The sequence below is a fragment of the Roseinatronobacter sp. NSM genome, assembly GCF_052379845.1.
Lineage (GTDB): Bacteria > Pseudomonadota > Alphaproteobacteria > Rhodobacterales > Rhodobacteraceae > Roseinatronobacter.
The window spans coordinates 20,046-42,304 of the sequence record NZ_JBQTCF010000020.1 but is presented as its reverse complement, the minus strand read 5'-3'; the positions used below and the strand labels follow the sequence as shown (position 1 = coordinate 42,304).

Below are 22,259 nucleotides of genomic sequence, written 5' to 3'. Positions count from 1 at the left end.
ATATCTTTGCGTTGATCGGTGCGGTTGCGGTTGCTGTCACGGCTTATTCTTCCACCACCACCAGCCCCATGGCACCCAACGCGGCCAGACCGTCCATACCAGCGCACCACACAAGCGGCGCTTCCGGCGTGGCGTCATCGGCTTGCATGATCGGCGCTTCGGGGTCTGGTTCACCGTTGCAGGCTTCAGGCACCCAAGGCCCGCAGGGACCGGACGCAATCGCAAACGCCCGCCCGCCTGCGTCCTGCCAGATCGGGCGGTCCCCGGTCAGATGTGTGGCGCTGCGGCCCTCAATCAGTTCAGCAACCGTCACTGTTGGCGTGTGGTTCATAGCGTCACCCCCGATGCATATGCCAGCGCCCTCTCAACAATGCGGCGCTGTGTTGGTGTGATTGCAGCAGGGATCAGCGCCCCGCCGTAGATGCGGCCAGCGGAATATGTGGTGCCCGCGCTGCCGATATGCGCCAGGCCGACAAGCGGCGAAAAGCTGCCCGCCGTTGTGTTGATCGTCGCGGCCTGCCCGTTGCGCCACGCTTCTGGCGCTGCGGCCCCGGCCACGCGCACCATGTCCACCTGACGCCCCGCCACGGATTGCGTTGAAAAATCCACCTGATTATCGGTGCTTTCGTTGCGCCAGCGCAGCCCGCTGGACACGGTTTTGGTAAAGCGCCCTGTGCCGCCGAAAATGATCCCCTCATTCGGGGCGGCGGGCAGAAACGCCACATCATGCGCGGCCGCGAGTGTGTAGGATGTCTGCCCGCTGAACGCTGCTGATAGCGTGAGCCGGTCATCAACGCCGTCCTTGCGCATGTAATAGACGCTGCGCTGTCCCTCCTCGGTCACGTCAAACCCGTTTGCGCCCGTGACCTGCACTGCGCTGGGGGCGCTGGCCTGTTCCAGTTGCGGTGCCGATATGTCCAGGGTGATGTCGATGGGGCCGCTCGCATGGATCAGTTGCAGCACACCGCCTGTGTTCGTCACGCTTTCTGGTGCGATACCACCGGACGCAACGCGCCGCAGATCACTTTCTATCGTGCTGAGAAAACTGCCGCCATTGGTTGCGCCCAGAAACCCGCTTGTGCTGAAATGTGTGTTGATCAGCGCCACACCAGAAATGTTTGCACTGCTGCCGCCAACCTGCTGCACCCATGCTGACCCCGTCCATGTTTGGCCCGTCGCGCTGGAAACCGACGCGGGGGGCGTGAAGTTGATCTGGATGTTTCCCGTGGGTGTGCCGTTCAGCCGGATGCGGATATTCGGTCTGCCGCTCTTTGGGGCCAGCGATACGATCTCAACCTCGCCAGTGGCGATATTCACAAGGCTCCAGCCTGTCGGCAGCGCCCCCCCGGCACCCAATACGCCCACTGCCGCGCCATCCATACGGTTGTTCGGCAGGCGGTTGCGCAGCCCCGATGCGGGGTGCCGGCCATAGGCCGGACGGGCTGATGGTGTATCTTGCACCGCAAACAGTGCCCCGCCTGTGTCTCGGATGGCTGCGATACCGCCGCCAAACGTAGCGGGCGTGGTGCCTGCGGTGTCGGAAAATACCGTTTCGGGGTCGATCACGAATGCGTTGTTCGCGCCGACTGCTGCGCCAAGAGCCGCGTTGATGTTGTTGAGCAGGTTGAGTTTGGGACCGGCGGTCACGAAATATTCGCCGCACGCGATTTCGGACTGCCCGATTGCGGTCAGCAACGGGTTTATCCGTTCGCGCGTTGCGCCCAGATCGGGATCATCGGCACGCGCTGCGGCCCCGAAGTAGAAGTCATGGATGGCCAACGTTTTCAGCGCTTTGACTTCGCCGCTGTCGCCGCCCTGATTTGCGGGATCGGGGTTAATCGGGGTTGTGATAAAACTCATTCTTCGTCACTCCATGAACAATCAAACGGCGCATATGGGCCGTCATCTGGCGTTGTGCCGGGGGTTGGGTATGCGCAGTCAAACACGGCTCCGTTGATGCCCCCGACTGCGCTGTGCCAATGCGCGCTGGCGGGCACGGCGCAAACAAACCGCGACCCATCCAGATAGCCCGGAAACAGGCGCGTGATGCTGCGCAGCGCGGCGGGCAGGGTGCGGCCCGTCAGCCCATGGCCGGGCAGTATCATGCCGCGTGCGCGCAGGTTATGACCGGCAAGCAATCGCATCAGGTAACTGGATTCGCGGTGAGGACCACAGCTGTTCCAGACCCGCGCAAATATAAAACTTCGCCCGATTCGAGTTGCAGCGATGTCGGTTTGTCTGGCTCTGCTGACAGCCCGGTGGTTGTCGGGGCCGATGTCGCCACCCACCAGCGCACGTTGCGGTTTAGCGCTTCAAATGTGACCGGCCCTTCGCCCTCTGCGACTGCCTGCCAGCTTGTTGTAAGGTTCACGTCCACAGCTATTCCTCATCCATGTCTGTTGCGATTGGCGCAGCGCTGCCGCGCGCATTGATTTCCTTGATAGCTTCAGCAAGCGTATCGGTTCGTTGCTGTGCGGCCCTGTCACCGAGTCCCAGATGCTTGCCCAGTTTCTCCAGGGCTGACATCTTGTCCCAGGTTTTGATCTTGTGGACATGCTCAATGACCTTGTCGCCATTCTCATCGACGCCTGCGGGCTGTGCCACGACTTCCAGCGATGCGATTGCGCCGGCGGTATCATCATCCCAGTTCTGGGGGTTCAGAAGATGACCATCAGGGCTTAGGACTTTGCGAAGATCCGAGAAGGCGACTTTCGCCATCTCCTCGATGATCCGGTCAAGTGTGACCTCTGTTCGCTTCTGGGCGTCGAGTTGGCGTTCTTTGATACGGGCAACAATTGCAGGTTTCTGCATGTTTTCTGCACCGATACGATGAGCGGTCTTTTCGCTGTATCCAGCACGCTTTGCGGCCTGAGTTGCGTTCAGGTCGATCAGGTATTCGTCAACGAATTTCTCTTGTTTGTCTGTCAGTCCGGCCATAGCACCACGTCCTGCGTGCGTTTGGCGGATATTGTGCAGCATTTGGTGCCGCATCACAACATCTAGATTAAATGGGCTGATCTATAAAAAAAAAGCCCCGCATTGCGTGCGAGGCTCTACATGTTGTGGTTGTGCTGCATCTACATCGTCGCCATGGCCATGAAAACAATGACTGTATAGGGCAGGGCGATAAGCGCGGTGAAGCCAAGGCGCTTTGTGAATCCCCAGTTGTTTCGCTCCGCGATCCACATACAGGCGATGATGACAGCGAATATTGAGAGGGGTAGCAAATAGATCATGGTGTGGGTTCTCCTTTGGTCGCTCGGGTATTGTGCAGATCGGGTGGTTTTAATCCAGCTTAATTCCTCCCTCTGTCAGCTTTCGACGGAGCATCATCAAGCTGACAGATCGCGATTTGTATTTTCGTGGGGTGCAGGCGACATGGTGCTTGATCGGCTCGCTGGGGTTGTTGGGGTTCTCGACCAGCAGGAAGGGATGCCCTTTTCCCGTTGGCCGGTGCAGCTCATATGGAAGGCCAAGATCGTCAAGCAATCGCGCGCAGTCGATGTAGCATTGATTGCGGCGCACTTTCGCGATTAATCTCATGCGAGACATCAGTTTGCCCTCGCAAATTCACCATGAAGCCTTATCGCGGCTTTCCGATATGCATCATGGGCTTCTTCAGCCGTTTCATACTGGCCAAGCCTGTATGATTTTCTATTTACCATTATGGCAGAAAACCACTTGCCCGTGTCTTTTCGAAAATATGCGCCCTTAAGGCCTGACGTGTTGTTCTTGCTCTTGGGAGAATTGTGTTGATTTTGGGACTTGCAGGTAGAAAACGCCCCGCATGGGCATGATTTCTTAATCGTCATGTCGTTTCCTTTGGCTTGTTGAGGATTTGGTAGGTTTTCTGGGCGCGCAGCAGCGCCTTGACGGTGGGTGCGTAGGTTTCAGCGAACTCCCCGGCCCTTCGGTCGCGCAGGCTCTCGTAGAACGCGATCTTGCAAGGCAACTGGCTGGCGTGGAACGTCTCCGCCCATTTCCGGCCGCGCAGGTGGATATGCTGGCCATCGGCTGTGACAGTGGCGGTCAGCATGCGATCCCCATTTCTCTGAGCTTATCAGCGCTGACCTTGCCGCGATCGACAATGATGCGGGCGATGCTTGGGCTTATCGCTGACTGGACTACGTTCTTGCCCGCCGTGATCTGTGCCTCCCAGAATTCAGCGACCTTGGCAGGGTCTGCCGCTGGCCTGACTTCGCGCTTTGCCTTGCCCGCTGCGGTTTCAATGAAGCTGGACAGCGCCTTGGGGCTGTGGGGTGGATCACGATGATGCTCTCGGCTCTTGCGGACAGCCGCGATGATCTGGGCTTCAGACAGCCCCATTTCTCGCCAAGACCCGACCAGTGCTTGTGCGTCATCGTCCAGCCACCTATCGGGCGGATCATCAGCGGTTGGGTATCCAGCGGCCCAAGCCAATTCTTCAAGAAATCCAACCCCCGCCTTTGCGCGCTTGCGCGCTTTAGGAGGAGGAATAGATTTATCTATTTCTTCTCCTATATAGCCTCTAGCGTCTGGACTCTGGGGCTTAACGCCACCCTTAACCTTTGGGTTATCCAACGGCAAATTTTCCCTTTCTTTTAAAAGGCTTGGGTTGCCCCCCTTACGGCCATTATTGCGAGCATTTCCCGCCTTCTTCGCCATGCGTGACAATTTGCGCGAGTAGATCACGCCCTCTCTCGTGCGGGAGAAAACGCCAGCCGATTCGAGTTCACCAAGCAATGCTGTGATCTCGTCGGGAGGCGCTCCTACCAACACGGCGAGCTGCGTATCAGTCGGGCGATGGCCGCTGACAAGAAGATGACCGTAAGGTTTGGCTTCGTGCATAAGGCAAATTATGTCGATCCAAAGACCGCGTGCCGCCATGCTGCACATCTTAAGGCGGGGATCAGACCGCCAATCGGTTGTGTAGAACTTGACCCAAGGTTGTTTTTGAGTGGCCATTACAATGCCCTCTTGCGCTTGTAGACAAGATCACGGGGCAGGGGCGGTGCATTGGGCTTGCGCGGGGCGCGGGCCTCTTGTGCCATCATTCGGGCCAGATCCTCCTGTATTTCATCGTATGAGGCGTTGGGCGCGGTCACAGAAACGATGACGCCGCCCATGGGGCGGTGTGGGGCGTGAATCGTGTGGGATATCGCGAACAGGCTGTCATCGACGCCCAGTGCTAGCGCTATGCCATCCAGCGCGCTTTTCTGCGCACCTACTACGCCATCCTCATCGAACCTGCGCAGATTTGGGGGGAAGATATGCAGATGCACCTTCCACTTACCCTCACGGTCCCTTGGGACTTCCTGCCTGCCAATGACTTCCTTGGCGGCATAGTGGGCATACTCCTTCTGGACCTTCGCCTTGTCCTGCCACTTGCTCCAGTGGTTGGATCGGATGAAGTTCGGCCAGACCTCTTTGGCAGGCCATGGCAAAACCACCCGAATGATGCTCAATTTGCTGCTCATAATGCAAACTCCGGCTGCCGCCAGTCGTTTCGATCCAGCCAGCGAAAATCAGGGGTTGCGGGCGTATCATTGGGAAAGTTCAACCTCGCCCATTCGCCATGCAATGACGCCGCAAGCCGGTCATACTCACGGGCGGCGAGTTCCTCGGTTGCAAATCCGTGGACGGTGTGTGCTTTGCGGTTTATGTAGATTTGGGCGTAAAACTTTCCCGACCGCGATCTATAGACGCCCTTAAACCGCTTACCCAACTTCGCTGAACGATTGAGACCATTTTGCGCTTGAGTGCATGGACGAAGATTTAACCGGCTGTTGTTTAGGCCATCACCATCTATGTGATCCGCCCTGCCACCGATGATCAGGTTGTGCAGGTATATACCACCTTTGCTTTGCCCCCTTCGTCGCAGGCGAATATAGCGGGTGCGACCCCGCGCCTCGGAGTGCGGGCGAAAGCCTTTAAGAACCGAAAGGTCATTTTCGTCGATGATGAATGATCTGCCGCAGGGTAATGAAACTTTGATCATATCGCCAGCACCCCTTGCCTGTAATCATTGCGATTCAGGAGCCGGAATCCCGGCTCTGGTAGCCCCCGCGCGCCACTCCATGAACGCGGGTCATCTCGGTCGAAAATAAACCACGCATTGCGCTGAGGCGGGGAACCTTGGCCGGTGAAGTCGATCTTAAACCGGAGTAGGTAGCAATAACTGAACGGGTTTTCGTCAAGCAACTCGCCAAGGCCGTTCTTACGCGCGGCGGGCCAGTCCCATGACAGAAGAAGGGCCATATAGCGCCAGTCTGGCATGTTCAAAGCATGGCGCAGCCATCGACCATGGCCATCGCGGGCATTGATCTGATCATAGGGCGGGTTTGTGATGATTGCGCCGCCCCGGCTGCGGTAGCAGGTGAAGTAATCTGCGGTCCAGCTATCAGGGCAGCCGCGGTCGATCAGGTCTGACGCACTGCAAGCAATACCGAATGCGCGGATCTCGCGCACCATGGCACCATCACCGCAGGCGGGTTCCCATACCGGGGCCAGTTCGCGGATGCGGTCACCATCAGCATGCAGTAGCGCGCGGATCGCTTCGGGCTGGCCGGTGCGGTAGAAATCATCCTTGCGCCGTGCTTCCACCGGCCTACGCTGGTCGGGCAGGTCGATATCGAAGCTGGGGGCGGTGTTCTTCGCCTTGGGCTTCATTGCGCGGAACAGGGACTTGGCTGATTGCGTCATGCGCTGGCATCCATCACCGGTTCAACTGCCAGATGCGCGCAGTTCGCGGCGACAAGGGCCTGCGCCAGTGGCGGGCAGACTGAATTCCCGCACATGCGGGTCTGTTCTGTCTTGGTCATCACGCGGTCGTCATGGCCGCGATCGATGATGTAGCTGTCGTCAAAGCCCTGTGCGCGGAATTGTTCGCGCGGGGTCAGCATGCGCATGCCAATATCTGTGATGGCATATGTCTGGCCGTTGATTTCGACCGTGACCAGACCAAAGGTGTCGCGTGTTGCCAGCGTGTGCAGTGGGTCGGACACGTCCTGCCCGATGCCTTGGCCGTAGTATTTCTGTAAGAATGTCGCAATCAGGGCGCTGTGCTGGCCGCCAGCGCATAGTGTCGGGTGGGGTGTATCAATGCCCACATCACGCCGCGTCTTGCCGTGCATGCTTAGAAGGGATGCGGCCACAACCTGCTGCTGTGTCCCGCGTGTCGTCAAAGTGCTGACCGGCGCTGTGGCGGAGCGTCCTGCATTGGACCCCATGCGCGGACCTGCATTGTGCTGGGCCAGAAAGGCGCTGACAGCCATCATATGCGCGCCGCCTGCGGTGATGGTATGGGTCGGCTCATCCGCCGCCGTGAAGGGCTTGCCTGCGTTGCGCATGGTCATCAGGTGGGGCGCAATGAGAGCGTGCCGGTTGGCAGTGGTCACCGTGGTAATTGGCGCGTCAAGCGTCTGAGCGCGCTGTAGGCCGCCTTCACCGTCGCCATAGTAGCTGACCAGCGTGGGCACAACCAAACAGCTATCAGCCTTTGTTGTCAGGGTCTGTAAGGGCTTTGTCGTGGGGCGTTCGGGGCTTTGCCCCATCCTGCCACCACAGCCGACAATGAAAGGCTGTTTCGCCTCGATCACATAGCGCATGACGCCGCGCGCGATGCGGCGCAGGGTTGCGCCCTTCAAGGGTCGGACAGCGCGCAGGCCGTGCTTGGCCATGATTTCCGCGCTGCTGTCAAAGATGGACGGGCAGGGTAGTGACCAGTCGATGATTTCCGCAGCCGTGCGCCATGGCAGCCGTGTGCCGGCATCCACTTCGGCGCTATCAGGTGCTGCATGTGTGGGCGTTGGCCAGATGATTGGCAGGCCATCGCGGCGGGCGATGATGAACAGCCGCTTGCGGATGGTTGGTGCACCATAGTCGCAGGCGCGCAGGATGCGCCATTCGACCTTATAGCCAAGGCGGCGCAAGCGCTTTACCCATTCACGGAACGTGTCACCCTTGTGGGCCGGATCGGGCTTGTGATCAGCGGTCAGCGGCCCCCAGTCCTGAAATTCCTCGACGTTTTCGAGCATGATGACATCGGGCGCGACACGTTCGGCCCAGTGAACAACCACCCAAGCAAGATCCCTGATGTTCTTCTCGACCGGCTTGCCGCCCTTGGCTTTGCTGTGGTGCTTGCAGTCAGGGCTGAACCACGCCAGCCCGACCTTGCGCCCACGGCAAACTTCTTCGGGGTCGATCGAATAGACCGAATTCGCCAGGTGCAATGTGGTCGGGTGGTTCGCTGCATGCATGGACAGGGCAGCGGGGTCGTGGTTAATCGCTACATCGGGGCTGCGATGCAGCGCCAGTTCTATGCCTGTCGACGCGCCACCGCCACCGGCGAAGCTGTCGACTATCATGGGGCGGGGATCAATCCGGCGGGGTTGCGCGGGAAAGCTGAACAACATGTCCTGCATAATGTGTGCCTTTTTTATTCGCGGGGACCGGATCGAAAAAGCGCTTTGCGCGCTGTATTGAGGCGTCAAAGCCCCTTTTCGTAGGGCAGCCCTGCAAGGCGGTTTGCGTGCGCCTTCCTGCGCCGCCTGACCAGATCAGCGGCGCGAATGTTGGCGGGGGTTGGGGTTCTGTTAGTCCGCGTTCTGGGGGGCGATGGGGGCGATGGGGGCGATGTAAGGCGCAATGCCTCGCGCGGCGCGACCTCGGCCACCCCGAGCGATCCAAATACGGATGCGAGTAAAGGCAAAACTGCCGATGAAATGCCAAGACGCTTCATGTCAAAATCCTTTTGATGTGGGGGTAGAGCGCGGGCCGGAACTGCGTAGGAGCGCAGACCTTCCAAAATGCGAGGCGGAGCATATGTGCCGCGCTCAGCATGACCAATAAAGTCCAAGGGCTTCATTGGTCGAGCAAAACGCGCCATGATATTTCTTTGCGGCGATATCGTAAGCCTTTGCCGCGTCCACTTCGTTTTCGTATGTTCCGAGATGGATTGTCTTTTTGTTGACCTTTATTCGAGACCCCCATTTAGATTTGCACTTCGCGACATACACACCTTTGAATTTGCTGGCCCCACCTCGCGGCTTGGTGTTTCGCCAGTTTCCGCTTCCCTCGTTGATGCGAAGATTGCATTGGCGATTGTCCATCTTGTCACCATTGATATGGTCAATGAATCCTGACGCATCTTCGCCAGCCCTCATTTTCCAAAGGACGCGATGTAAAAACAGAGGCCTGCGCCCCCACATGATTCTCGCATAGCCTTTTTGTGTAATCGTCAACCCGACAGGCACGCCTTTGAACCGCGATGTCTTTGGTTTTCGCCATAGCAGGGTGGTGCCATCTGGGGCGATTTCAAACCTTTCAAGCAATTCATTTATGCTTGGGTATGGCCTTGTCTTCATGGTGTTACCCTCGAAAAGGGGCGGGCCATGACAGCCCGCCAGTTTCCAACAGGGCAGTTGCGCGGATAACCCGCCGCGCGCGGGGTCTGGTGTGGGGTTATGACGCGGGCCATCATTCGCACAGCCCATATTGCGATGAGCACGAAAATTCATCCTCTGCGCTTGAGAGCAGGTCATACTGACGCCCGCCCCTCGTGGTCTTTGCCCAATCGAAAACCCTATGAGCATTCGGCCAATTCGCGGCGGCAATCGCGGCGGGGCGCTCATCTGTGGGCAGTTTCTTGATCCTTCTCCCCATAGTTGCGCCCTCTGGGGTCAGATCGGAGGCGAAGAACGTGGCCGCACCCCTCTTTGAGGCCTGCTTCACAATCCATTCCCATTGCGCCAGCTTCTCGATGACTTCAGAATACATGCGCCCGATTAGCGCCAGTTCGGCCTTGTTCGCATTGATGCACGGGAAACAGCCGACCCGACCAAAACCTTGAAGGTATAGCGGATTTGGCCTCAATCCCCTATGTGCCGCCCATGCGAAAACATTTTCGGCGGTCCAGTGGATGATTGGTCGAAACAACAGGATGTCATGCGGCTTATCCGACCGGCGCACGCGCTGAAACATGGGCGCGGTGCGGCGGTTTAGGCTCTCATCGCGCCGCACGCCGAGCCACTGCACCACTCTCCCGCACTCAAGCGCTGGATCAACCACGGCATCAGCCATGGCGCGCGCTTTAAGGAACTCGGTGCAAAACTGTGCGCGGCGACTGGGGAAGCGCCCCTTCCAGATGCACAAGTCAAGAAAGGGGTTTCCGGTCGGCTGCAAGATATCCAATGCGCGCGCAACAATGGTTTCTGGGACACCATCTTCGGGCCACTTTTCAGCAACATATTTGCGTTTTTTGGCAATCTGCTCGGAAAAATCAGCGCGCGCAATGTTCAGTTCCTTGCCTAGAAAATCGGCCAGATAGTGCGCGTAATCCCAAGTTATCTGATTTTCGTTGCCGGTGTCCGCCATCCATAGATCGAAGGCCTGTCCGCGATCTGCGGCAATCAGCGCGACTGCTGCGCTGTCTTTGCCGCCACTTATGTTGATGATGTGCCGTGACCGCTGGGAGGAGGAAGCGGCCACGGCTGGCCCTGCCACGGGAGGGTGTGACAGGGGCTTCATGCGGCCAGCCTCAGCGCTTGCTTGGCCCCTGGTATCGTGTCGCGGGCATAGTTGACCGCCCAGCCCTTTGGTTCGGTGACGTAATTCCACCAGTTTCGACTGGTGCGCTCATCGACTGAGAAAAACAGCGCGACATGCAAGTGTGACTGGAAGTGCGCATGCAGGAAATCGCCCCACTTGTCGCGGAACTGCCGCCGGTATGCCATCGGGTCGGCGGGCAATCCGGCGAACACGCCGCCACCAACGCCGGATGACCCGCCACCTTCAATAGTGGCATCGTGGGCCTGCAACTTATGCGGAGGCAGACATGACATTAAGCAGCCCCTTTTCGTTGCTGCCTATTTTGCTGCTCAACGGGCAAAAACCATACGGCAGGCGGAACCTCTCCATTCGACCAGGTGTCGATCTTTTTGATTGTATCGCGCCCCGGTTGCTTGGCGCGCGACATTATTTCGGAAAGATACGAGCGCGAGATACCGATCTCATTCGCTGCATCTTCTTGGCGCAACTCGCGCTTGCGTATGTAGTCTGTGAGCGTCATCATGAACGCAATGTCGCAAATAGCGATAATAAGATCAAGACCCAATGTCGTTATTTTCGACAGCGGGAAATTTGGCATTTGTGTAGAGCTTTGCCATGAAGTTGAGAATCAGAAAAATCAGGCAGGCGATGGGCCTGACGCTCGAACAACTCGCGACCACAGCGGGAATATCTCGCTCATACCTAAATGAGTTGGAGTTGGGTGCAAAAACCATCAATGCCAACAGGCTCGATCAGGTGGCGAGGGCACTTTCTGTTCGTGTTGAAGATTTAATTGACAGGGAGCCGGTCCCGATAGCTGTTGCTGGACGTGTAGGCGCGGGCGCGCGGATTCCGTTGGTAGATGGCTTTGAAAAAGGTTCGGGGTTGTTCCATGTGGCGTGCCCGCCGCAACTTCCCGTTCACAATATAGCCGCAGTCGAAGTGGTCGGCGATTCCATGATGCCAGCATTTTCTTCAGGAAGCGTTCTATTCTTTACAAGGCACGCACATGAAGGGGTGCTCGATGAAGACATAGGGCGCACCTGTATCATTGAGGATTCGGAGGGGAACGCGTGGGTGAAGCTGCTAAAACGAGGATCAGAGCCGGGGCTGTTCAATTTGGTATCGTTAAACCCGACATCCGAATCGGCGTGGGATCAAAGGGTGAAGTGGGCGGCCCGCGTCCGAATGTCACTTCCAGAAGACTTGGTAGAGCGGCTGGATTGATCTTCGCCGGTATCTTTGCGTCCGCTGTCGCGAGTGCTGACGATCATACCGTGATAGAGGGAGAAAAATTCAGTCCCAGCGCGCGCGAATGCATCAACGCATTAGAGAACGGCACCCTTATTGCACCACTTCAGGACAGCAACCGTAGGGGCCAAGTTTTTGTTTTCTATCGAGGTTCAGTCTATACAATTATAATTCATTTTAATGGTCTGGTCTGCCATGGAGTAAGACTGTCGCTATAATCGACATTTTCTATTGACATGATTTGTCGCTATGTGCGACTAATGCCTTCATTCGATAATGGAGGCACGCAATGCTTGATCGCCCCGATGACAGGGCCGCCCGACTGGCGGAAGATTTTGAAACCCACCAAGGCCGCATCCAGCCGATGACATGGGACGACTTGCCCGGTGTTGTGCAGTGGTGCTTATGGCTTTGTGCGCTGGCCGCGATCGCGATTGCGACATCGCTTCTGGCGCTGTTGGTGTTGAACCTATCTCTGGGTTCCGCCGCAGTTCTGGCCGATCCCCTTGCTGGGGCGCCGTGGTGATGGCTGGGGTCGATGATGATATCGTCGCGCTGGCAAATGCCGCGTTTATTGCATCCCGTTCAGCGAGTAAATCGGGCGACCATCGTGCCGCGCGCCTGCGCGAACTGGCCGGTGAAACGATGGATATGGCGGATGGCTTTGAGCGGCCCGCGCCAGTGTTCAGATCACGCCGTTCGGTGCCAGCACAGGCGGGGGTGGCATGATGGTCAAGGATATTCGCCCGATCCGCATTGATGGCGATGTGGCCTATGTGCCTCTCACCAAAGGGTATGAAGCCATCATAGATGCAGCAGATGTGCCTTTGGTTGAGGGGTATAATTGGACAGCGAAAGAGAGTGGCGAAACGGCCTATGCATATAGGAAAACCAGAAAGGGGGGAGTTCAGGAAATATACTATATGCATCGAGTTATCTGCTCAGCAAAAGCCGGAAAGGAAGTCGATCATAAGGACATGAATGGCCTAAACAATCGGCGGAACAATTTGCGTCCGGCGAGTCGAAGTCAAAATATAAGCAATACGCGCGTCAGGCGCGACAATAAGTCTAGCATCAAAGGCGTTCAGTGGAACGCGAACGCCAAAAAATATGCCGCCTCGATACACATTGAGGGCAAAAAAAAGCACCTTGGATACTTTCAGAACGCAGAAGAAGCTCATGCCGCTTATTGCTGTGCGGCGTCTAAGCTACACGGCGAATTTGCGAGGTTCGAGTGATGGCTATGCGAATGCCAACCCCGCCCAGCGTTGCTTTTGCATGGTGGAAGTCTGCAATCGCAGGCGAAGCCCCCCCGCGTCACGATGGCTTACCAGAGTGCGGTTACTACCGCACACGCCTTGTAAAAGGCGGACCTTTCGTTGCGGCAAGAATATGGCTGCACAGAGAAATTGACCTAACAACAGGGGAATTGTCTGAGCCAGAAGAATACAGATGTGAAATTGATGGCATGCCGAGAAATGCCGCAACAGCTTGGACTTATTTAGAGCCGATAAGTCGTGATGACTACAATCGGCTGCTTCACCGCCGCAACCTGATCCCCGAAATGCAGGCCAGCATGGCCAAGGTGGATCTTGTATCCATCCCAATCCTACCGGAGTGAGAATATTGCAAACCTACTGGCTTAAATTCACCGATGGCAGCACAGGCTATTGCGAAGGCCAAAGCGCATACGATGCTGTGAAGATTGCCGAACACATCACGGGCAAGACAGTCGAGTTGGAACCTAACCACAAGTATTCGCCGGAAAAAGGCGAAACGGTCAAGACGAACCCTTACCCAGTCGCGGGGATGATCTGGCAGCACGATCACCCAGTTCACGGTAAGACGCCCGCCTTTTGTTACCGCAAGGGTCAGTGCGTAGGTCGCACAGCGTGCCCGCAATCCTATTCCTGCACGGAGTGATGCTGTGGGTTGGAAAGCGCATCAAAGCACATGGCCGAACGGTCGCAAATTCTGGACCGTTGAGGATCGCCAAAACAACAAAGCGCGCGTTGGCGCGAAGGGCGGGATCACCAAGTTTCATGACCGCGCCCAAGCTAAGGCCGAAGTTGACAGGCTCAACGGTAAAGACGCGGTCGAGGAAAACCCGCTGATTGAACAGTAAACCCAAGGAGACGAAACCAATGAATGATCAAACAGGACTGCCCCCGAAAGATCACAACAATCCGCCGGAGGCGATTGTAATGCCTGTCCTGCCGGGGGAGGCGACACCGGAACAAATCGAGCGGGCGCAGAAGGCCGCTGTAGCCAAGACTGGCGGCGGCGATCAAGAGCTTGTCGCCTTCAGCCCAGACAAGCATGCGGAACTTTCCGCCCATGTTGCCGTGTTCTGCGATGCCGCTGGCAAGTGGCTGGACATCAAGCAGGTCCAGAGCGCGGAGCAATCCGAACGCCTGACCGATTTTGTGACCGGTGCGCGCGGCCTTTTCAAGCGTGTCGATGAGGCGCGGAAAGAGGCCAAGAAACCGTGGGACGATCTGGGCCAGATGGTGCAGGACGCTTACACGCCGTTGACTGCAAAACTGGATAAGCTGGGCAAGTCCATGAAGGCGATGCAGGCCGACTGGCTGGCGCGCGAGAATGCCCGCATCGCCAAGGAACGTGCCGAGGCCGAGGCAAAGGCCCGTGCCGAGCGTGAAGCCGCCCAGAAGGCCGCACAGGAGGCCGCAGCCCGCAATGACATCAGCGGGCAGGTCGAGGCCGAGGAAGCACTGAAAGCCGCGCAGAAGGCCGAGAAACAGGCCGCCAAGCCCGTCAAGGCGCAGGCCGGCTCCGCGACCGGCGGCGGGCGCAAGATGAGCCTGCGCACCACCAAGCATGCCCGCGTCACCAACAAGCGCGCGTGCTTTATGTATTTCCAGAACGATCCGGCGGTTGATGAGCTTCTGGAACGTCTGGCCACTGCCGCTGTTCGTTCCGGCAACATCACCGAGGCCAATAAGGCTTTGGCCGGGGTCGATATCTACACGAAGGAGGGCGCGGCATGAGCGCGATTGTCAGCACGAAACCGCTTCGCCAAGTCCAGCAGGTGCGTGAGCTTCTTTCAAACACCGCTGCGCGTGACCAGCTTTCGGCAGTAGCCGCCAAGCACATGAACCCTGAACGCATGATGCGGGTGGTTGCCAATGCGATCCGCACGACACCAAAGCTGCAACAATGCGAGCCGATGTCATTCCTTGGGGCGCTCATGCAGTGTGCATCTCTTGGTCTAGAGCCAAATACGATCTTGGGGCACGCTTATCTGATCCCTTTCGACAAGAAGGAGAAGAATGACAGGACCGGAAAGTGGGAGGTTGTCAGAACCGATGTGCAGTTGATCGTCGGCTACAAGGGCCTGATCGATCTTGCGCGCCGTTCCGGTCATATCACCAGCCTGTCGGCCAATATCCACTATTCCGATGATGAGTTGTGGGAATATGAGGAAGGCACGGAAGCGCGCTTGCGCCATCGTCCCGGCCCCATGGAGGGGGCCAAGCTGCATGCCTATGCCATTGCCAAATTCAAGGATGGTGGCCATGCCTATGTGGTGCTTCCTTGGGCGCATGTGATGAAAATCCGTGACGGTTCGCAGGGCTGGCAGTCTGCTGTGAAGTTCAAGAAAACCGCAGATTCACCATGGCTGAAGCATGAAGATGAAATGGCGAAGAAAACCGCCATCCGCGCGCTTGCCAAGTATCTGCCGCTTTCCGTCGAGTTCATGGACGCGATGACAGTTGATGACAGCAAGGCAGACTATCGGGCCTTTGCTATGGACCCAAGCGCAGGCATTGCCCCGATTGAGGATGATTATATCGAGGGCGAGGCTGACGAACAGGCCATCGAGCAATCAAGAACCGATCAAGAAAGCACCGCGCCCAAGCCCCAGCAAAACAAGGCCGAAAAGCCTACCGAAGCTGAAAAGCGCACCACCCAGTCAAGACCTGATCAAGAGCAGGAACGCCCGTCACGTCATAAGAAAGTGGAGCCATCATTTGACGGGCAGCTCCCCTTGGGTGGCGATGAAGACGCGCCAGAAGTTGATCTGGAGCGCTGGGAAGCTCTGGCCGACATGATCATCGATGAAGTCAAGGATTCCAGCCCTGATGAGGTCGAGGAAATGTATGGCGACCAAATCACGCAGATGGAGGGAACGCCAGCGCTGAAGAAACTGGCGGCGAGGGTTCGCGCCGCAATCGACGCCAAGAAGTAATCACCACACCAGAAAAGGAGAAGTGCCGTGCTTGATGACAGCGTGCAGGAATATTTAGAGGCTGGGGTTCGCGGGGCATCAGCAAAAGCCATTGCTGCACGTCTGGGCGGTTTCGGCCAGCAGACCGGAGACTACCCGCATGATGCGGATGATTTCGGGCGTTGCGAGGCGCTTCTGGAAGCTGTTCCGGAATTCCGTGCGCGGCTGGGTGAAATGGCCGATGTCAACGCCTACTGGCATCATCTGGTAGCTGTCTGGGATGAAATCTCAGCGGCAAACGATAGGTCAAAATACATCAGGCAAGTAATCGCGCCGATTGAAAAGCTGGACCCATCTTTCGCGCGCATGAGCAACATCGCGTCTATGCGTATCGGCAACTCAATCACCTTTTCAAACGAGCAATTCAAGGCCGCGCGCGCGGCAAAGGAGGGCCGCGTGCCGATGAAGGAAACGCCGGAAGATCAGGCTGTCCGCAATGACGCATACAATGTCACTGCCGACGAGTTGCGCCAGTTCATCGAACGGTTTGAGCATCTGGACGCTGAAAAGAAGGACATTGCCGATCAGCAGAAAGAAGTGATGGCAGAAGCCAAGGGGCGTGGCTACGACACCAAGGTTTTGCGCAAAATCATCGCGATGCGGAAACGCGCGCCCGACGACATCGCCGAGGAAGAAGCGGTTCTGGACCTGTATAAAGCCGCGCTTGGCATGATCTGACCAACCCCGCGCGCCGGGGCAATCCGGCGCGCATGTGCAGCATAAGGAGCGGCAAAATGCCCTTGAGTGATGACAAAATCAAAGCGCTTTCGATCGTATCGCAGCAACTGCGTGAGGAGGGTGCAGAACAGAAGATTGCCGATATGGCGCTGGCCATCACCAAGGGCCAATACCCTGACGAGGATCATGACAACATGGGCGCTATCAAACTGTTGGTGGATACCGCGGCGATGATGATGGTTGACGCCCCGAACCGCCCCAAATGCTGCCAGTTTTGTGAACTGAAGTTCATCGCAAACCACCTTCAGGCGATGAGTTTGGCCTATTCGCGCGCGCGCGATGAAAAGAAAGGGCGCGATCGTGCAGGTTGACCTTCAAACGATGAGGGCGTTGCGGTCAGGCTATGCGGCGCTGGCCATACAGAACCCCGAATTCTTCCCGATCTTCGAGCGCATTGATGAGGACTTTGCCGAGCAGGAAGCGCTTGCCTCTGGCGACCCGGTGACATTGGCGCGCGCGCACCTTGAAAAGCGGGGCAGGGCCGCATGAGCAGCGAAAAGTGCAGCACATATGAACTGATCTGCAAGGGCTACACGCCCAGCGGGCGGGCTATCGAGTTATCGCCGATCCAGCACCACCCGCGCGTCAGTTCGTTTCTGGTGCCCAAGCAAAGGGTCAGGATCATCGATGAAGCCTACCGGCAGGTCGGGCAGGTCATGCGCTGCCATGTCATGAAAATAGAAATGCCTGACGCACTGGCGTCATTCAACGGGCTGAACCCAGAAACAGACAGTATCGCAAGGAGTGAATGACCAAATGAATATTCCTGTGTTCAAAGACCACGACTTCGCATCGCGACACCAAGACATGATTGCCCGCGCTATGGCCGTGTCTGTCGGCAGGGAAAGCGGCCGGCACATTAGCTTGCGGTTCACTGCATCCGCCACCTCGATGAAAGGCAAGTTCAGGCCCGGAAGCATGGCGTCCAGGATCATCGAGAAAATGGACCCCGAACGGGTCTACACCGCGACCGATATGGCCAATGAGCTTGGGGTTGAGCGGGCGAAAGTTGGCTATGCGCTGTCAGACATGGTGGCGCGCGGGCAGGTGCAAAAAGTCGCGGGCAAGCCCGGTGGACCGAGTTTCTATCAGAAATCGCAGGGGTGAATGGAATGCGCAAGGTCGATGAGTGGATTGGAAAGAGCGACGACACCCCCATACCGGCACGGGTAAAGCTGCGTGTTTTTGAGGATCATGGCGGCAGGTGTGCGGAGTCAGGGCGCAAGATAGGCCCTGGCGATAAGTGGGAGTGCGACCACAAGATCGCGATCATCAACGGTGGCGAAAACCGTGAGAGCAATTTGCAGCCCGTTCTGGCCGAGCCGCACAAAGCCAAGACCAAGCAAGACGTGAAGCGCAAGGCCAAGATCGCGCGGGTTCGCAAAAGCCATCTGGGCATCCAGCAGACCAAAAAGAAGATACCGTATCGCCGCTTTGATGGAACAGCGGTTTTCCCGAAATGAAGGAACAAAAAATGCCCAACCACTCCGAGGACCGCGCATGACCGGCTACATCCAACAACTCGAACGCGCACTGGCGCAACACGCGGACCAGTGCATGGCGCTGCGCCTTGCGCTTGCCGCGCACCCCATGGTGCCCGCGCGCGCCCTTCAGCGCTGTCACCCCGCCGCAAGGTGCTGCGTGATGGCAGGCATCATGCACAACCCGACTGTGGACCGCGCGATCACTTACGCCATGCGCGGCACGAATGAAGCGGCCAGCCGCGCCGACCATTCCGCCGACCCGCGCGCAATCCACCTGCACCAGATCTCCAAAGCCCTGCATGCGCTGCTGTTTGCGAACACCCCCGACCAGCTGGCCGCGATCCGCATCATGCTGACCCATATCCAACCAGAAGGAATCACCATGTCAACGACACCGAAATCCAACATCCCCGTCATGATCACGACCAAGCACCGCGGCGTATTTGCCGGTCTGGTGCCGGGCGATCAGGACCTGACAGCCAGCACCATGGCACTGAACAGCGCGCGCATGGCCATTTACTGGGGCACCACGCGCGGCCTCATGGAGCTGTGTGAAACGGGCCCGACGGCAAAAAGCAGGATCAGCGCGCCCGCAGATATCCCGGTGCTGCATGACATCACCGCTGTATTTCACATCACGCCAGAGGCTTGGGCCAAATGGCAGGCGGCGTGAAGCCCGATGATCCGCTGCTCACCATTGACGATATTATCAGGAGCGGTGCCTGCGTGTCAGGCGCCTATGCCACCCTGAGACGTATCGCCAGGCGCGTGAGTGCAGCGATGCCCGCAAGTCATATCCGCAAGCTGCTGAGTGAAGAAGAGCAGCGATACGTGGATCAGGCAGAAGCGAAGCGCAACGGCTACGGCGACGGCGACGGCTACGGCGACGGCGACGGCGACGGCGACGGCTAACCGTAGGGATCGCGCATGCGCAATCGGTCCGGAACAAAATTCAACAGAAAGGAACTGTTATGGCATCTCGAATTCTTGCGGCCCGTCAGGCTGGTATGACTTTGCAAAGCGCACGTGCACTGATCGCCAACCCGACACCCACACACAGCCCGTTCCTGCGCCGCTTGGCATGCGCCGCTTGGCATGCGATGCCCTGCGCGCCGCGCGCGAAGCGCAGACCCGCCTTGAGTATAGTGCAGACACATTCAGGGATCAGGGCTGCCATAGCCGTGCAAAGGCATGTGACAAGGCCGCGTTGGCGCTTCAGGCGGCCATATCCAAAGCAGGTGCGTGATTACAGCGCCAGAGGCTTGATCAGATCACGCGCCAGTTCAAGGCTGGCACCGGCACCATAGCGTTCCCTGTTCAATCGGTGGCCAAAAACATCGCGGCGCACCCGTTCATCTATTCCCGCTGCCAGCATGCGATCCTCAAAGGAATGCCGCAGTGAATACATGCTGTGTTCAGGGGTTTCCAAGAGGCCATTGGCGCGCAGATACTTGTTCACCGTGGCTGATAAGGACGCACGATCACGATAGCGCGGGAACCCATCAGGAAACAGCTTGAACGCCTCCAGACTGACACCCAAGAGCGGGATCTTGCGCCGCGCATACTGGCTTTTCAACTGCCTGCCCACTGGCTCGATGCTGATATGTGGAACCGCATGATCCAGATGGATTTGATCTGGCCCAAGCGATGCACCTTCGCTCGGCCTGTAGCCGGTATTCACCATTCCCAACAGAATCGCGCGTGCTTCCGCGTTCAGCCCGTCCAGCGCGCCGGGGGCCAGTATCTTTGTGGTGATCCACTCCACCGAGAATGCCGGTCGCGTTTTCTTATCGCCTTCCTTGATGCTCAAATCGGACAATGGCAGATCAAGGCCAAGGCGCTTCATCTTGTTCACGGTGCGCAGGACATTCGCGATATGGATGATGTCCTTGTTTGCGCTGTTGGCGGTCAAGCCCTTATCCCTGATACGCTCAAGCCACCATTCACGGAAATCGAGCATGTCATCTGCGCTGACCGCCGCGATTTCGACATCACCGATTACACTGATCAGATTGTTGATGGCTTTGATGCGAGGATTGCGCCAGCGCCTGATCTGGTCCTCGCTTTTGCCCATGATCCGGTCATCTGCCAGCTTCCAGAATTCCTTGAGGCATTGCGACAGTGTGAGTTCGGGCTTGCGCACGCCGCCCATGATGGCCTCTGCCTCTACAGGATCAATAGACCCGTCCTTGCGCATGGTTGCCATCGCCCTGGCATAGAAGTCGGCCTTGGGCAGCTTCGCCACCTGTGCGGCCGGAAGATACCGGAACCCCCTGATGCCTGCGAGGCTCTTTGCCGCGGCAAGACGTGCATCATAATCATCGGTATCGCCATGCAGCTTGGCTTCCCATGCTTCCAACATTTCTTCCCAGACCGCACCGGCCTTTCGGCGGGCGACATCTTCAAGGTCCGTGTGCAAGCTGATCCACACATATTCGCGTGGTTCTATATCCGCGAACCGCTTGGGCACGCGCTTGCGAAAGTGGAGACGGCCGTTTCGATTTACGAATTTCATGGCCGGATCATGCCTTGATTCCGGTCGCCAACGCAAGCGCCAAATGTGCAGCAAAACGGACAAGAATGTGCAGCAAAAGTTTAGAAAATCGCCTTGGCGATTGTCTTATGTGTTGTTTTTATTTGATTTATTGCCAGAAAAGTGGCGGATGGGGTGGGATTCGAACCCACGGTAGGCTTTCACCTACGCTGGTTTTCAAGACCAGAGCCTTAAACCACTCGGCCACCCATCCGGTTTTTGCTTCGTATCCGCAGACATGGCGAAGTGCAAGATATGCCGTATTCGATTTTCGCGGATTGGCAAGAAAGGTGACATGCGAGAAGAGGCGCTTGGGGGGGGGGGGGGCGCGATTTTGGGGCGAGGAAAAAATTGCCCCTGGATCTGTAATCATTCCAGAGTTTGATCTGCATCAAGGCGGCATCCTCGCGTTTGCGTGATCTTACCCCTGACACGCGAGAGTTAAGCAGGGTAATGGCCCGAAGATGGAGGATCAAATGACCCCAAGACTGATGATGCGCACCAGTGCAACGGCGATGGTTCTGGCGATGGGCGCAAGTGCGCTGCAGGCCAGCGATGTTGCCGAATATCTGGATTTTTTCGAACCACTTCCGGCGATTGCCCCGATTCCAGCGAATAATTCGCTGACGCCTGAAAAGATCGAACTGGGCAAAATGCTGTTTTTTGAACCCCGTATTTCGGGGTCGGGTGTGATCAGCTGCGCAACCTGCCACAACCCCGCGCTGGGGTGGTCGGACCGTATTCCCACCGCTGTGGGCCATGATGGTCAGGTGGGCAACCGCAACACGCCAACAGTGCTGAACTCGGGCTTTTTGGGATCGCAATTCTGGGACGGGCGCGAACCTGATCTGGAAGGGCAGGCCCTTGGCCCGATCGAGGCCGAGATCGAGATGAACATGGATCTGGAAGCCGCCATCCGGCGCCTGAAGGAATTTGACATCTACCATGAGCATTTCGCCGCCGCCTTCCCGGGCGAAGAGGACCCGATCCGCGCTGAAAATATCGCTTTTGCGATTGCCAGCTTTGAACGCACACTGAATACGCCGAATTCGCCCTTTGACCGCTATCTGCGCGGGGATGAGGGCGCGATGACCGGCCAGCAGGTCGAGGGGATGAAACTGTTTGTCGATGCGGGCTGCGTGGCCTGCCATAATGGCCCCGCGCTGACCGACAGTAATTTCCACCGGTTCGAGTTGCCGGGCTCCACGGATGAAGGGCGCTTCATTGTGACCGGCGATGAGATGGATCGGTTTGCCTTCCGCACGCCCACATTGCGCAACGTGGCTGTAACCTATCCGTATTTCAACAACGGATCGGTGGAGAACCTGCAAGATGCCGTGCAGCTGATGGGCCAGCAAATGCTGGGGCAGGATTTCACCACAGATGAGTTGGACAGCCTTGTGGCCTTCATGCATGCGCTGACGGGCGAAATGCCTGCGCTGGAAATTCCTGCGCTGCCATAAGCGGTTGACTGTGA

At 57.5% G+C, this 22,259-nt stretch carries 36 protein-coding genes and 1 tRNA gene; 18 read left to right on the top strand and 19 right to left on the bottom strand.

Going from position 1 to position 22,259, the window contains the following annotated elements:
- Positions 1–43: 43 nt before the first annotated feature.
- The 6 genes from ACTZWY_RS12005 to ACTZWY_RS11980 form a co-directional block, all read right to left on the bottom strand.
- A complete protein-coding gene (locus ACTZWY_RS12005; RefSeq protein WP_444790952.1) occupies positions 44–331 on the bottom strand; it encodes a hypothetical protein in 288 nt (95 codons plus the stop codon).
- Positions 328–1,860 carry a hypothetical protein gene (locus ACTZWY_RS12000; protein ID WP_444790951.1) on the bottom strand — a complete coding sequence of 511 codons (1,533 nt, stop codon included), beginning with the start codon at positions 1,858–1,860 and terminating at the stop codon, positions 328–330. Before ACTZWY_RS12000 ends, ACTZWY_RS12005 begins: the two co-directional genes overlap by 4 nt.
- Positions 1,857–2,144 (bottom strand): hypothetical protein, encoded by a 288-nt coding sequence (locus ACTZWY_RS11995; protein WP_444790950.1) that lies wholly within the window; start codon positions 2,142–2,144, stop codon positions 1,857–1,859. Before ACTZWY_RS11995 ends, ACTZWY_RS12000 begins: the two co-directional genes overlap by 4 nt.
- Complete coding sequence (locus ACTZWY_RS11990; protein WP_444790949.1) at positions 2,144–2,377, bottom strand: hypothetical protein; 234 nt, start codon at positions 2,375–2,377, stop codon at positions 2,144–2,146. Before ACTZWY_RS11990 ends, ACTZWY_RS11995 begins: the two co-directional genes overlap by 1 nt.
- A 2-nt stretch (positions 2,378–2,379) precedes the next feature.
- Positions 2,380–2,937, bottom strand: a complete 558-nt coding sequence (locus tag ACTZWY_RS11985; protein ID WP_444790948.1) for a terminase small subunit — start codon at positions 2,935–2,937, stop codon at positions 2,380–2,382.
- A 140-nt stretch (positions 2,938–3,077) separates the two neighbouring features.
- Positions 3,078–3,236 carry a hypothetical protein gene (locus ACTZWY_RS11980; protein ID WP_444790947.1) on the bottom strand — a complete coding sequence of 53 codons (159 nt, stop codon included), beginning with the start codon at positions 3,234–3,236 and terminating at the stop codon, positions 3,078–3,080.
- On the opposite strand from ACTZWY_RS11980, the gene ACTZWY_RS11975 reads away from it, so the two are divergent.
- On the top strand, positions 3,235–3,537 hold the full coding sequence (locus ACTZWY_RS11975) for a hypothetical protein (RefSeq protein WP_444790946.1): 303 nt from the start codon (positions 3,235–3,237) through the stop codon (positions 3,535–3,537). The genes ACTZWY_RS11980 and ACTZWY_RS11975 overlap by 2 nt on opposite strands.
- A gap of 14 nt (positions 3,538–3,551) precedes the next feature.
- On the opposite strand, the gene ACTZWY_RS11970 is transcribed toward ACTZWY_RS11975, so the two are convergent.
- From ACTZWY_RS11970 to ACTZWY_RS11920, 11 genes are all read right to left on the bottom strand, one after another.
- Positions 3,552–3,812, bottom strand: coding sequence for a hypothetical protein (locus tag ACTZWY_RS11970; protein ID WP_444790945.1), 261 nt, complete (start codon positions 3,810–3,812; stop codon positions 3,552–3,554).
- Positions 3,809–4,036: a hypothetical protein gene (locus ACTZWY_RS11965; RefSeq protein ID WP_444790944.1), complete on the bottom strand. Its 228-nt coding sequence runs from the start codon at positions 4,034–4,036 to the stop codon at positions 3,809–3,811. The genes ACTZWY_RS11970 and ACTZWY_RS11965 overlap by 4 nt, the downstream gene beginning before the upstream one ends.
- A complete protein-coding gene (locus tag ACTZWY_RS11960; protein ID WP_444790943.1) occupies positions 4,030–4,944 on the bottom strand; it encodes a hypothetical protein in 915 nt (304 codons plus the stop codon). Before ACTZWY_RS11960 ends, ACTZWY_RS11965 begins: the two co-directional genes overlap by 7 nt.
- On the bottom strand, positions 4,944–5,456 hold the full coding sequence (locus ACTZWY_RS11955; protein WP_444790942.1) for a hypothetical protein: 513 nt from the start codon (positions 5,454–5,456) through the stop codon (positions 4,944–4,946). Before ACTZWY_RS11955 ends, ACTZWY_RS11960 begins: the two co-directional genes overlap by 1 nt.
- A complete protein-coding gene (locus ACTZWY_RS11950) occupies positions 5,453–5,977 on the bottom strand; it encodes a hypothetical protein (protein ID WP_444790941.1) in 525 nt (174 codons plus the stop codon). The genes ACTZWY_RS11955 and ACTZWY_RS11950 overlap by 4 nt, the downstream gene beginning before the upstream one ends.
- A complete protein-coding gene (locus ACTZWY_RS11945) occupies positions 5,974–6,681 on the bottom strand; it encodes a hypothetical protein (protein ID WP_444790940.1) in 708 nt (235 codons plus the stop codon). Before ACTZWY_RS11945 ends, ACTZWY_RS11950 begins: the two co-directional genes overlap by 4 nt.
- Positions 6,678–8,402 (bottom strand): DNA cytosine methyltransferase, encoded by a 1,725-nt coding sequence (locus tag ACTZWY_RS11940; RefSeq protein ID WP_444790939.1) that lies wholly within the window; start codon positions 8,400–8,402, stop codon positions 6,678–6,680. Before ACTZWY_RS11940 ends, ACTZWY_RS11945 begins: the two co-directional genes overlap by 4 nt.
- A gap of 411 nt (positions 8,403–8,813) precedes the next feature.
- Complete coding sequence (locus ACTZWY_RS11935) at positions 8,814–9,344, bottom strand: HNH endonuclease (RefSeq protein ID WP_444790938.1); 531 nt, start codon at positions 9,342–9,344, stop codon at positions 8,814–8,816.
- Positions 9,345–9,456: 112 nt separating this feature from the next.
- Positions 9,457–10,467 (bottom strand): phosphoadenosine phosphosulfate reductase domain-containing protein, encoded by a 1,011-nt coding sequence (locus tag ACTZWY_RS11930; protein ID WP_444790937.1) that lies wholly within the window; start codon positions 10,465–10,467, stop codon positions 9,457–9,459.
- Positions 10,468–10,502: 35 nt separating this feature from the next.
- A complete protein-coding gene (locus tag ACTZWY_RS11925; protein ID WP_444790936.1) occupies positions 10,503–10,820 on the bottom strand; it encodes a hypothetical protein in 318 nt (105 codons plus the stop codon).
- Positions 10,820–11,125 carry a helix-turn-helix domain-containing protein gene (locus tag ACTZWY_RS11920; RefSeq protein ID WP_444790935.1) on the bottom strand — a complete coding sequence of 102 codons (306 nt, stop codon included), beginning with the start codon at positions 11,123–11,125 and terminating at the stop codon, positions 10,820–10,822. The genes ACTZWY_RS11925 and ACTZWY_RS11920 overlap by 1 nt, the downstream gene beginning before the upstream one ends.
- Before the next feature lie 17 nt (positions 11,126–11,142).
- On the opposite strand from ACTZWY_RS11920, the gene ACTZWY_RS11915 reads away from it, so the two are divergent.
- The 16 genes from ACTZWY_RS11915 to ACTZWY_RS11840 all read left to right on the top strand — a co-directional run bounded on the left by ACTZWY_RS11915 (position 11,143) and on the right by ACTZWY_RS11840 (position 19,161).
- On the top strand, positions 11,143–11,754 hold the full coding sequence (locus ACTZWY_RS11915; protein ID WP_444790934.1) for an XRE family transcriptional regulator: 612 nt from the start codon (positions 11,143–11,145) through the stop codon (positions 11,752–11,754).
- A gap of 313 nt (positions 11,755–12,067) precedes the next feature.
- Positions 12,068–12,304 carry a hypothetical protein gene (locus ACTZWY_RS11910; protein WP_444790933.1) on the top strand — a complete coding sequence of 79 codons (237 nt, stop codon included), beginning with the start codon at positions 12,068–12,070 and terminating at the stop codon, positions 12,302–12,304.
- Positions 12,304–12,507 (top strand): hypothetical protein, encoded by a 204-nt coding sequence (locus ACTZWY_RS11905; RefSeq protein WP_444790932.1) that lies wholly within the window; start codon positions 12,304–12,306, stop codon positions 12,505–12,507. Before ACTZWY_RS11910 ends, ACTZWY_RS11905 begins: the two co-directional genes overlap by 1 nt.
- The gene (locus ACTZWY_RS11900; protein ID WP_444790931.1) at positions 12,504–13,016 is read left to right on the top strand and encodes an HNH endonuclease; all 513 of its coding nucleotides are present in this window, start codon (positions 12,504–12,506) and stop codon (positions 13,014–13,016) included. The genes ACTZWY_RS11905 and ACTZWY_RS11900 overlap by 4 nt, the downstream gene beginning before the upstream one ends.
- A gap of 11 nt (positions 13,017–13,027) precedes the next feature.
- The gene (locus ACTZWY_RS11895; RefSeq protein WP_444790930.1) at positions 13,028–13,399 is read left to right on the top strand and encodes a hypothetical protein; all 372 of its coding nucleotides are present in this window, start codon (positions 13,028–13,030) and stop codon (positions 13,397–13,399) included.
- Between the two features lie 306 nt (positions 13,400–13,705).
- Positions 13,706–13,903: a hypothetical protein gene (locus tag ACTZWY_RS11890; protein WP_444790929.1), complete on the top strand. Its 198-nt coding sequence runs from the start codon at positions 13,706–13,708 to the stop codon at positions 13,901–13,903.
- A gap of 19 nt (positions 13,904–13,922) precedes the next feature.
- Entirely contained in the window at positions 13,923–14,786 is an 864-nt protein-coding gene (locus ACTZWY_RS11885; RefSeq protein WP_444790928.1) for a hypothetical protein, read from the top strand.
- Positions 14,783–15,988 (top strand): recombinase RecT, encoded by a 1,206-nt coding sequence (locus ACTZWY_RS11880; protein WP_444790927.1) that lies wholly within the window; start codon positions 14,783–14,785, stop codon positions 15,986–15,988. The genes ACTZWY_RS11885 and ACTZWY_RS11880 overlap by 4 nt, the downstream gene beginning before the upstream one ends.
- A gap of 441 nt (positions 15,989–16,429) precedes the next feature.
- Complete coding sequence (locus tag ACTZWY_RS11875; protein WP_444790985.1) at positions 16,430–16,705, top strand: DUF2312 domain-containing protein; 276 nt, start codon at positions 16,430–16,432, stop codon at positions 16,703–16,705.
- 56 nt (positions 16,706–16,761) lie between these two features.
- Complete coding sequence (locus ACTZWY_RS11870) at positions 16,762–17,076, top strand: hypothetical protein (protein WP_444790926.1); 315 nt, start codon at positions 16,762–16,764, stop codon at positions 17,074–17,076.
- Positions 17,066–17,254 carry a hypothetical protein gene (locus tag ACTZWY_RS11865; RefSeq protein ID WP_444790925.1) on the top strand — a complete coding sequence of 63 codons (189 nt, stop codon included), beginning with the start codon at positions 17,066–17,068 and terminating at the stop codon, positions 17,252–17,254. The genes ACTZWY_RS11870 and ACTZWY_RS11865 overlap by 11 nt, the downstream gene beginning before the upstream one ends.
- Positions 17,251–17,517, top strand: a complete 267-nt coding sequence (locus ACTZWY_RS11860) for a hypothetical protein (RefSeq protein WP_444790924.1) — start codon at positions 17,251–17,253, stop codon at positions 17,515–17,517. The genes ACTZWY_RS11865 and ACTZWY_RS11860 overlap by 4 nt, the downstream gene beginning before the upstream one ends.
- A 166-nt stretch (positions 17,518–17,683) precedes the next feature.
- Positions 17,684–17,872: a hypothetical protein gene (locus ACTZWY_RS11855; protein ID WP_444790923.1), complete on the top strand. Its 189-nt coding sequence runs from the start codon at positions 17,684–17,686 to the stop codon at positions 17,870–17,872.
- A 5-nt stretch (positions 17,873–17,877) separates the two neighbouring features.
- Entirely contained in the window at positions 17,878–18,228 is a 351-nt protein-coding gene (locus tag ACTZWY_RS11850; RefSeq protein WP_444790922.1) for an HNH endonuclease, read from the top strand.
- 37 nt (positions 18,229–18,265) lie between these two features.
- Positions 18,266–18,922 (top strand): DUF6948 domain-containing protein, encoded by a 657-nt coding sequence (locus tag ACTZWY_RS11845; protein WP_444790921.1) that lies wholly within the window; start codon positions 18,266–18,268, stop codon positions 18,920–18,922.
- Positions 18,907–19,161 carry a hypothetical protein gene (locus tag ACTZWY_RS11840; protein ID WP_444790920.1) on the top strand — a complete coding sequence of 85 codons (255 nt, stop codon included), beginning with the start codon at positions 18,907–18,909 and terminating at the stop codon, positions 19,159–19,161. Before ACTZWY_RS11845 ends, ACTZWY_RS11840 begins: the two co-directional genes overlap by 16 nt.
- A 334-nt stretch (positions 19,162–19,495) precedes the next feature.
- Here ACTZWY_RS11840 and ACTZWY_RS11835 read toward each other — a convergent pair whose 3' ends face one another.
- Together ACTZWY_RS11835 and ACTZWY_RS11830 are read right to left on the bottom strand one after the other, a co-directional pair.
- Positions 19,496–20,764: a DUF6538 domain-containing protein gene (locus ACTZWY_RS11835; RefSeq protein ID WP_444790919.1), complete on the bottom strand. Its 1,269-nt coding sequence runs from the start codon at positions 20,762–20,764 to the stop codon at positions 19,496–19,498.
- 142 nt (positions 20,765–20,906) lie between these two features.
- Positions 20,907–20,996: transfer RNA gene (locus ACTZWY_RS11830), tRNA-Ser, on the bottom strand.
- 262 nt (positions 20,997–21,258) lie between these two features.
- Here ACTZWY_RS11830 and ACTZWY_RS11825 point away from each other — a divergent pair.
- Entirely contained in the window at positions 21,259–22,245 is a 987-nt protein-coding gene (locus ACTZWY_RS11825; protein WP_444790918.1) for a cytochrome-c peroxidase, read from the top strand.
- Positions 22,246–22,259: the final 14 nt, after the last annotated feature.

Excerpts from the sequence above, each read along its gene's own strand:
- ACTZWY_RS12005 (WP_444790952.1), bottom strand. The coding sequence starts at position 331 with ATGAACCACACGCCAACAGTGACGGTTGCTGAACTGATTGAGGGCCGC.
- ACTZWY_RS12000 (WP_444790951.1), bottom strand. The coding sequence starts at position 1,860 with ATGAGTTTTATCACAACCCCGATTAACCCCGATCCCGCAAATCAGGGC.
- ACTZWY_RS11995 (WP_444790950.1), bottom strand. The coding sequence starts at position 2,144 with ATGCGATTGCTTGCCGGTCATAACCTGCGCGCACGCGGCATGATACTG.
- ACTZWY_RS11985 (WP_444790948.1), bottom strand. The coding sequence starts at position 2,937 with ATGGCCGGACTGACAGACAAACAAGAGAAATTCGTTGACGAATACCTG.
- ACTZWY_RS11975 (WP_444790946.1), top strand. The coding sequence starts at position 3,235 with ATGGTGTGGGTTCTCCTTTGGTCGCTCGGGTATTGTGCAGATCGGGTG.
- ACTZWY_RS11980 (WP_444790947.1), bottom strand. The coding sequence starts at position 3,236 with ATGATCTATTTGCTACCCCTCTCAATATTCGCTGTCATCATCGCCTGT.
- ACTZWY_RS11970 (WP_444790945.1), bottom strand. The coding sequence starts at position 3,812 with ATGACGATTAAGAAATCATGCCCATGCGGGGCGTTTTCTACCTGCAAG.
- ACTZWY_RS11965 (WP_444790944.1), bottom strand. The coding sequence starts at position 4,036 with ATGCTGACCGCCACTGTCACAGCCGATGGCCAGCATATCCACCTGCGC.
- ACTZWY_RS11960 (WP_444790943.1), bottom strand. The coding sequence starts at position 4,944 with ATGGCCACTCAAAAACAACCTTGGGTCAAGTTCTACACAACCGATTGG.
- ACTZWY_RS11955 (WP_444790942.1), bottom strand. The coding sequence starts at position 5,456 with ATGAGCAGCAAATTGAGCATCATTCGGGTGGTTTTGCCATGGCCTGCC.
- ACTZWY_RS11950 (WP_444790941.1), bottom strand. The coding sequence starts at position 5,977 with ATGATCAAAGTTTCATTACCCTGCGGCAGATCATTCATCATCGACGAA.
- ACTZWY_RS11945 (WP_444790940.1), bottom strand. The coding sequence starts at position 6,681 with ATGACGCAATCAGCCAAGTCCCTGTTCCGCGCAATGAAGCCCAAGGCG.
- ACTZWY_RS11940 (WP_444790939.1), bottom strand. The coding sequence starts at position 8,402 with ATGCAGGACATGTTGTTCAGCTTTCCCGCGCAACCCCGCCGGATTGAT.
- ACTZWY_RS11935 (WP_444790938.1), bottom strand. The coding sequence starts at position 9,344 with ATGAAGACAAGGCCATACCCAAGCATAAATGAATTGCTTGAAAGGTTT.
- ACTZWY_RS11925 (WP_444790936.1), bottom strand. The coding sequence starts at position 10,820 with ATGTCATGTCTGCCTCCGCATAAGTTGCAGGCCCACGATGCCACTATT.
- ACTZWY_RS11920 (WP_444790935.1), bottom strand. The coding sequence starts at position 11,125 with ATGCCAAATTTCCCGCTGTCGAAAATAACGACATTGGGTCTTGATCTT.
- ACTZWY_RS11915 (WP_444790934.1), top strand. The coding sequence starts at position 11,143 with ATGAAGTTGAGAATCAGAAAAATCAGGCAGGCGATGGGCCTGACGCTC.
- ACTZWY_RS11910 (WP_444790933.1), top strand. The coding sequence starts at position 12,068 with ATGCTTGATCGCCCCGATGACAGGGCCGCCCGACTGGCGGAAGATTTT.
- ACTZWY_RS11905 (WP_444790932.1), top strand. The coding sequence starts at position 12,304 with ATGGCTGGGGTCGATGATGATATCGTCGCGCTGGCAAATGCCGCGTTT.
- ACTZWY_RS11900 (WP_444790931.1), top strand. The coding sequence starts at position 12,504 with ATGATGGTCAAGGATATTCGCCCGATCCGCATTGATGGCGATGTGGCC.
- ACTZWY_RS11895 (WP_444790930.1), top strand. The coding sequence starts at position 13,028 with ATGCCAACCCCGCCCAGCGTTGCTTTTGCATGGTGGAAGTCTGCAATC.
- ACTZWY_RS11885 (WP_444790928.1), top strand. The coding sequence starts at position 13,923 with ATGAATGATCAAACAGGACTGCCCCCGAAAGATCACAACAATCCGCCG.
- ACTZWY_RS11880 (WP_444790927.1), top strand. The coding sequence starts at position 14,783 with ATGAGCGCGATTGTCAGCACGAAACCGCTTCGCCAAGTCCAGCAGGTG.
- ACTZWY_RS11875 (WP_444790985.1), top strand. The coding sequence starts at position 16,430 with ATGAAGGAAACGCCGGAAGATCAGGCTGTCCGCAATGACGCATACAAT.
- ACTZWY_RS11870 (WP_444790926.1), top strand. The coding sequence starts at position 16,762 with ATGCCCTTGAGTGATGACAAAATCAAAGCGCTTTCGATCGTATCGCAG.
- ACTZWY_RS11860 (WP_444790924.1), top strand. The coding sequence starts at position 17,251 with ATGAGCAGCGAAAAGTGCAGCACATATGAACTGATCTGCAAGGGCTAC.
- ACTZWY_RS11855 (WP_444790923.1), top strand. The coding sequence starts at position 17,684 with ATGGCGTCCAGGATCATCGAGAAAATGGACCCCGAACGGGTCTACACC.
- ACTZWY_RS11850 (WP_444790922.1), top strand. The coding sequence starts at position 17,878 with ATGCGCAAGGTCGATGAGTGGATTGGAAAGAGCGACGACACCCCCATA.
- ACTZWY_RS11845 (WP_444790921.1), top strand. The coding sequence starts at position 18,266 with ATGACCGGCTACATCCAACAACTCGAACGCGCACTGGCGCAACACGCG.
- ACTZWY_RS11840 (WP_444790920.1), top strand. The coding sequence starts at position 18,907 with ATGGCAGGCGGCGTGAAGCCCGATGATCCGCTGCTCACCATTGACGAT.
- ACTZWY_RS11835 (WP_444790919.1), bottom strand. The coding sequence starts at position 20,764 with ATGAAATTCGTAAATCGAAACGGCCGTCTCCACTTTCGCAAGCGCGTG.
- ACTZWY_RS11825 (WP_444790918.1), top strand. The coding sequence starts at position 21,259 with ATGACCCCAAGACTGATGATGCGCACCAGTGCAACGGCGATGGTTCTG.